Below are 3729 nucleotides of genomic sequence, written 5' to 3'. Positions count from 1 at the left end.
GGAGAACGTGGTGGAAAAGCCCGCCAGAATCGCGCCGGCGACAAATATCCCGAATGAAATCAGGTAAAACCGCTTTCGCCCCAGCACGGTGCTCCACCAGTCCGACATGATGATCATGATGAGGTGGGCGATGCTGTAGCTCGTCGCCACCCAAGTGATCGAGGAAAGATCGATGCCAAAGCTTCCCCGCATGTGAGGCATGGCGACGTTCACGACATTGATGTCGAGGACGGAGATAAACGCACCCATGATCACCGCCGCCGAAACGATGAGGTGCCTCTTTCCCTCGAAGGGAATCGCCTTGATGGCAGCGTCCATCGGCTGTGAAGGTACGCTCAAAATCGTTTTCTCCCCTGCCATCTTTCCCGCAATTTCAACCTCTCATCTGCCGCCGGAATCCCGCCCGCGCCGGTAGAAAAAAGATCAAAGGGAAGATGGCGATGAACAGAATCGCCATGAACCAGTAGAGGTCATTGTAGGCCAGCATCGTGGCCTGCCGGTTGAGCATTCGCTCGATCAGGGCCAACGCTTTGGCATTCGCCGTATACAGATCCACTTGCTGGCGGAGCAAAAAGGAAATCAGATTTTCCTTGTACGCGATAAATGCGCCGTTCATGTCCGTCAGATAGGGAATCAGCGTGACCCGGTGCAACGCGAAACGCCGGGCCAGCAAGGTGGTAAGGAGCGCATATCCGATGTTTCCGCCAACCCGCCGGGCCAGCGTGAACAATCCGGCCGCGGCGGTGGTCTCCGCAGGGGTGACGCTCCCGAGCGCTACGGTGGAGAGAGTGACGAAGATCGCCGGCATCCCGAGTCCCATGATGAAAAGAGGGAAAGCCAGGCTGGAAACACTCACGTCCAGGCTGAGATGCGAAAGGTCAAAAAGAGAAAAGACGATTGCACTCACCCCGAATGTCACCAGGGTGCGCGGCCCCGTATAGTTGTACAGCCTTCCGACAATCGGCAGAACCAGGAACAGGGCAATTCCCCGGGGCAGAAGGACCATCCCGGCATGGAACGCCGTGTATTCGAGAAGATTCTGGACAAACTGAGGCAGCACGAAGGTCGTTCCGAACAATGCCACGCCGAATATCAAACTGATGATGCACGTGACGGAAAGCGGAGAGTTCCGCAGGAGGCGGAAATCGACAATCGGCTCCTCCACCTTCATCTCCCAGATGATCATTGCCACAAGAGCCACGATCGTCACCACGGTGCTGACGATGATGAGGTGAGAGTCGAACCAGTCTTCTTCCTGACCCCTTTCCATAACGATCTGCATTCCGGTCAGGCCGACACCCAGAAGGATGATCCCTCCCCAATCCACCTTTCGGATTCCCCGCTTCAGATAAGAGGGATCGGACACATAAGCGTTGACCAGAACCATGCCCAACACACTGAAGGGAATATTGATATAGAAAATCCAGGGCCAGCCGTAATCCTCCGTCAACCACCCGCCCACCACGGGTCCAAGCGCCGGCGCCAGAACAACGCCCATGCCGTAAAACGCCATGGCCATCCCCTGGCGGTTCGGAGGATACGACTCCCGCAGGATGGCCTGCCCGAGCGGAATCAGCCCCCCGCCCCCGACCCCCTGCAAGGTCCGGTAGATGATCATCTCGGTGAAAGTCGAAGAGGTTCCCGCAAGGATGGAAAAAATCGTGAATAACCCGAACGACAAAAGCAAGAAACGCTTTCTTCCCAGAAGGGTGGTCCACCAGGCCGCCATGGTGATCATGATGATTTCGGAGATGCTGTAGCTCGTTGCGATCCAGGTGGCCGCCGAAATGTTGACCCCGAAGGTTCCCATCATGTGGGGCAGCGACACGTTCACTACACTGACATCCATCACCGCGAGAAAGGAACCGATGATCACGGCAACGGTGACCAGCCTCCGCTGGATCGGGGGCAGCATCAAGCCCGTCGAGTGTGTTTCCTGGCTTTCCTTCCCGGGCTCTTCGCTCATTTCATTTTTCAGCGAGTACTTCTCTGGTCTTTCTCGACACGACTGGGATAAGCCAAAAGACGGAGCCCGCTCCGGTTGCGCACGTCCACGCTCACGTACGCCGACATTCCGATGCGAAGAGGATATTGCGTGGGCGGCGTCACATCCAGGACGATCTTCACAGGGACGCGGCGCGTGATCTTCACCCAGTTGCCCGTGGCGTTTTCCGGCGGCAGGAGCGAAAAGGCATCGCCCGTTCCGGTGTAGATGCTGCCCACATGACCCTGGAAGGCACGTTTGGGGTAGGCATCCGCATAGATGGTGACCGGCTGCCCGACGCGAATATCCTCTAGCTGGACCTCCTTGAAGTTTGCCCGAATGTAGACTTTATGGAGCGGAACGATAATGAGAAGCGGCCGCCCCGGATCGACAAACTCGCCCGCCTCAATGGAGCGTTTGCTCACGTAGCCCGATATCGGCGCCCGGATTTCGGTGAACGAGAGGTTCAGGCGGGCTTCCTTCAGCTCCGCCTCGGCCTGCTTGAGCTCGGCGAGAAGAGAGGTGGAGTCCATCTTCCGCATGTCGGTGGAGCGGCCTTCGTTTTTGGCCAGCGAAATAGAAGCCTCCACCTCCTTCAGTTCCTGCACCACGGCGGAAATATTTTCCGTCTCGACCATGTGGGCCGACTCCGCCGCCTTGTAGTTCGCCTCTGCCACCTTGAATGTTGACATGAATTGCTGAAGCTCTTCCTCGGATATGACCTTCTCATTATAAAGTCTGTGCTTCCGGGCGAGATCATCGGTCGCCTTCTTGAAATTCGCGGCTGCGGCGTCGGCCTCATTCCTTCTTTGGCGCAAAAGGGCCTGCGCCGATCGGAGTGTTTGCCGCAGGCGGCCGCGGCGGGCAGTCACCTCATCCACCAGGGCGTCCGAACGGCCCGTCGAATAAGTGACCGAAATCTTGCCCGATTCGTAGCGGCCGCGCGCCACCGCCACCCTCGCCTCGGCCTTTTCGACCGCCACTTGGTATGTGCTCCGGTCGAGCCGCACGATCAAATCCCCGGCATTCACTGCCAGATTGTCATCGGTTAGAACTTCGGTGATCACGCCGGAGATGCGGGAGCTGACCGGAACCACCGTAGCATGGACATAGGCGTTGTCGGTGGTTTCATAATTCTGGCTGTAGCGCCACCAGGAGCCTGCGCCGAGAAGCGCGGCAATGGAGACGACCCCGATGGCCCAGTACATGACGCTCCGCCTCCACCGAAAGCGCTCCAGCAGCCGGCGCTGATTCGGAAGGTCCGGCTCTGTCCTACCTCCGGGTGAAGACGACATTTCGGCCATCTTTTTCGCCTCTCAATTTTAAAAACGCATCGCTAGAAGCCCAGACCGACAATCAAGCGGTTCCACATATTGATCACGCCGATAACACCCAAAAGATCCACTATCTCGGCCTCTGAATAATGCGCCTTCAGGGCATCGAATGTGGCATCCGACACCTTCACGCCCCGGGTGCTTTCCTCGCAAAGCGCAAGGGCAGTTTTTTCTTTTTCATCGAATGCCGCGCTCGCAGAGCCTTCCTTGGCCCCTTCGATCTTCTCCGCGGAAACCTTATGGGCCTTCGCAATGTTCGAATGCATCTGGGTGCAGAAATGACACCCGTTGAGAACCGAGGCGCGGATGTTCAGCACCTCCTTGAAGCCGGGATCCACGCCACCCGGCCCATCCGCCACGGTGGTCAAGCTGAGAAGGGACCGGAGAAATTCCGGCTTGTGGGCTATCGCC

General features: G+C 57.7%; 4 protein-coding genes. All 4 read right to left on the bottom strand.

Going from position 1 to position 3729, the window contains the following annotated elements; genetic code table 11:
- Positions 1-339: MFS transporter (locus O2807_13340; protein ID MDA1001485.1), on the bottom strand; the 339-nt coding region annotated here is incomplete at its 3' end.
- A gap of 34 nt (positions 340-373) precedes the next feature.
- The gene (locus O2807_13335) at positions 374-1966 is read right to left on the bottom strand and encodes a DHA2 family efflux MFS transporter permease subunit (protein ID MDA1001484.1); all 1593 of its coding nucleotides are present in this window, start codon (positions 1964-1966) and stop codon (positions 374-376) included.
- Positions 1967-1974: 8 nt separating this feature from the next.
- Complete coding sequence (locus O2807_13330; GenBank protein MDA1001483.1) at positions 1975-3192, bottom strand: HlyD family secretion protein; 1218 nt, start codon at positions 3190-3192, stop codon at positions 1975-1977.
- Between the two features lie 128 nt (positions 3193-3320).
- On the bottom strand, positions 3321-3729 hold a 409-nt coding region (locus O2807_13325; GenBank protein ID MDA1001482.1), incomplete at its 5' end, for a carboxymuconolactone decarboxylase family protein.

Source organism: bacterium (assembly GCA_027622355.1).
Lineage (GTDB): Bacteria > UBA8248 > UBA8248 > UBA8248 > UBA8248 > JAQBZT01.
This window is presented reverse-complemented; position numbering and strand designations above follow the sequence as displayed.

Excerpts from the sequence above, each read along its gene's own strand:
- O2807_13335 (MDA1001484.1), bottom strand. The coding sequence starts at position 1,966 with ATGAGCGAAGAGCCCGGGAAGGAAAGCCAGGAAACACACTCGACGGGC.
- O2807_13330 (MDA1001483.1), bottom strand. The coding sequence starts at position 3,192 with ATGTACTGGGCCATCGGGGTCGTCTCCATTGCCGCGCTTCTCGGCGCA.